At 71.5% G+C, this 2,263-nt stretch carries 3 protein-coding genes; 2 read left to right on the top strand and 1 reads right to left on the bottom strand.

All coding sequences use genetic code 11. The features are described from left to right. A partial coding sequence (locus ACE3Q3_RS24035; protein WP_374450343.1) for an alpha-isopropylmalate synthase regulatory domain-containing protein occupies positions 1 to 483 on the top strand: 483 nt, incomplete at its 5' end. A 10-nt stretch (positions 484 to 493) separates the two neighbouring features. On the opposite strand, the gene ACE3Q3_RS24030 is transcribed toward ACE3Q3_RS24035, so the two are convergent. Further along, positions 494 to 1,303, bottom strand: coding sequence for an ABC transporter substrate-binding protein (locus ACE3Q3_RS24030; protein ID WP_374450340.1), 810 nt, complete (start codon positions 1,301 to 1,303; stop codon positions 494 to 496). Between the two features lie 85 nt (positions 1,304 to 1,388). Here ACE3Q3_RS24030 and ACE3Q3_RS24025 point away from each other — a divergent pair. Continuing rightward, on the top strand, positions 1,389 to 2,263 hold an 875-nt coding region (locus ACE3Q3_RS24025), incomplete at its 3' end, for a hypothetical protein (protein ID WP_374450338.1).

Raw genomic sequence — 2,263 nt, 5'->3', positions numbered from 1 at the left:
CTCGACGTGCCGCGGATGCTGCAGGTCGAGTTCAGCCGCGTCATCCAGCGCATCGCCGACGAGACCGGCAAGGAAATCTCCCCGCAGCTCATCTGGGAGGCGTTCCAGGACGAGTATGTCCGGCGCGACAGCCCGATCGCCTTCCGCGAGCATTCGACGGTGCCCGACACGAAGCACCCGAACCAGCGCCTGATCGAGGCCCGGATCGTCGAGAACGGCGCGCCGCGGACGATCGAGGGGCATGGCAACGGTCCGATCGCCGCCTATGTCGACGCGCTCGCCCGCAATTGCGGCGTCGACATTCGCGTCCAGGACTATCACCAGCACGCGATCGGCCATGGCGCCGACGCGCGCTCGGTCACCTACATCGAAGCCCAGCGCGGCGACGGCCAGGTGATCTGGGGCGTCGGCATCAGCCCGGACATCGTCGCCGCCTCGCTGCACGCGGTGACGAGCGCGGTCAACCGCGCGCTCGCGGCCTGAGGCGCGGGGGTCAGCGCACCACGATCGGCGACAGTCCGTGGCGACGGGCGGCGGCCTCGAGCCGCCCGTCCGCCCGGATCGCGGCGACGAAGGCGTCGAGCCGCGCCAGCCATTCCGGCTGGCCCTTGGCGACGGCATAGGCATAGGCGGTCCGCCCGATCGGCTCGTCCGGGGCGATGACGCGCGCCCATTCGTGCTGGAACAGCATCCGGCGGCTGTAGGGATAGTCGGTGATGAAGAGGTCGGCCCGGCCGGACTGAACCTCGATCTCGCGGAGCTGCGGCGGCGCCACCACCATCAGGCGCGCCCGGCGCAGATAGTCGCGCATCATCGGTTCCATGAAGGTTCCGAGCTGGACCGCGACGACGACGCCCGGGCGGTCGATGTCGGCCCAGGTGCGGATCCGCCGGCTGGTCCGGGGTGCGATCGCGTAGATGCCGCTGGCGAGATAGGGTTCCGTGAAGTCGACCCGCCGCTGGCGCGCCGGCGTCACGCCGACGCCGAACATGGCGACGTCGCAACGGCCCCGCTCCAGGTCGTCCATGAAGGTGGCGAAGGAACTCTCGACGAAGTCCAGCCGCACGCCCAGGTCGCGCGCGAGGTCGCCCGCGAGGTCGATGTCGATGCCTTCGAGCCGTCCGCTGCGCGGGTTCCGGAAGGTGATCGCATAGTAGTCCGGCCAGATGCAGGCGTGGAGCGCGCCACGGCCCAGCACCGCCTGCGGACGGGCGACGCCGGGGCGTTCGGCAGCGAGGGCGGCCGCGGCGGTCCCGAGACACAGGGCCCAGGCCGCCAGCGCGGCGAGACGACACGAGGTCATGACGGTTCCAAGGCGTGAACGGTGCTAGTATCGCTGCGACATGGAGGGCGGTCGAGCTTCGTCCCGGTACTTCACGTCGCCGCTGATGACGTGGGTCGTCGCCGGCGGCGTGTTCATGATCGTGGCGACCATCGGGCTCGTCGTGTCCGAACTGGTGTTCGCGCGCCACGCCACGCTGGCCCGCACCGAGCGCATCAGCCAGTCGACCGCGCGGATGCTGGCGGAGCAGACCTACCGCTCGATCGACGGGGTCGCGCTGACCATGCACGCGGTCGCCGACGCCATCCGGCAGACCAGCGACCGCCGGGTCGGGCCGGCCCTGGTCCGCGAGATCCTGCGGAGCCGCACCCGCACGGCCATCGAGCTGCGCGACTTGGCGTTCGTGCCGGCCGACGGCACCGGCGCCGTCGACGTGACCGGGAATCCCGTTCCGCCCATCGCCCTCGACGCGCTCCCCTACGTCCGCGAGGCGGTCGCCAACCCCGGAACGATCGCGCTCGGCCCGCCGGCGGCCGGGCGCCATCTCGGCGAGAGCCCGGACGAGGCCGCGGCGGGCGGCCAGTTCCACATCCCGATGGCGCGCGCCGTGACGACGTCGGAGGGCCAGCTTCTCGGCGTCGTCGTCGGGCTGCTCAATCCGGACTTCTTCGTCGCGTCGTTCGAAGCCGTCGATGCCGGCCGGCACGGCGCCATCCGCCTCATGCACTATGGCGGCGAACTCGCCGCATCCACCGCGACGGCGGACGGGTCGCCCGGAACCGCGATGAATGCCCTGCCGCTCTTCCGGTCGGAGCTGCCGCACAAGGAGCGCGGAACCTATCGCGGCCAGGATCCCGACGGTATCGAGCGGGTGACGACGTTCCGCGTCCTGCGCGCCTATCCGCTGGTGGTTTCGGTCGGCCTGTCGGTGACGGAGGCGCTCGACGGCTGGCGCCAGGAGGCGGCGAGCTTCGTCGCGCT

It is taken from the genome of Allostella sp. (assembly GCF_041913585.1).
GTDB lineage: Bacteria > Pseudomonadota > Alphaproteobacteria > ATCC43930 > Allostellaceae > Allostella.
This window is presented reverse-complemented; position numbering and strand designations above follow the sequence as displayed.

What these genes read in the sequence shown, in the direction of transcription:
- ACE3Q3_RS24030 (WP_374450340.1), bottom strand. Translation starts at nt 1,303, where the DNA reads ATGACCTCGTGTCGTCTCGCCGCGCTGGCGGCCTGGGCCCTGTGTCTC.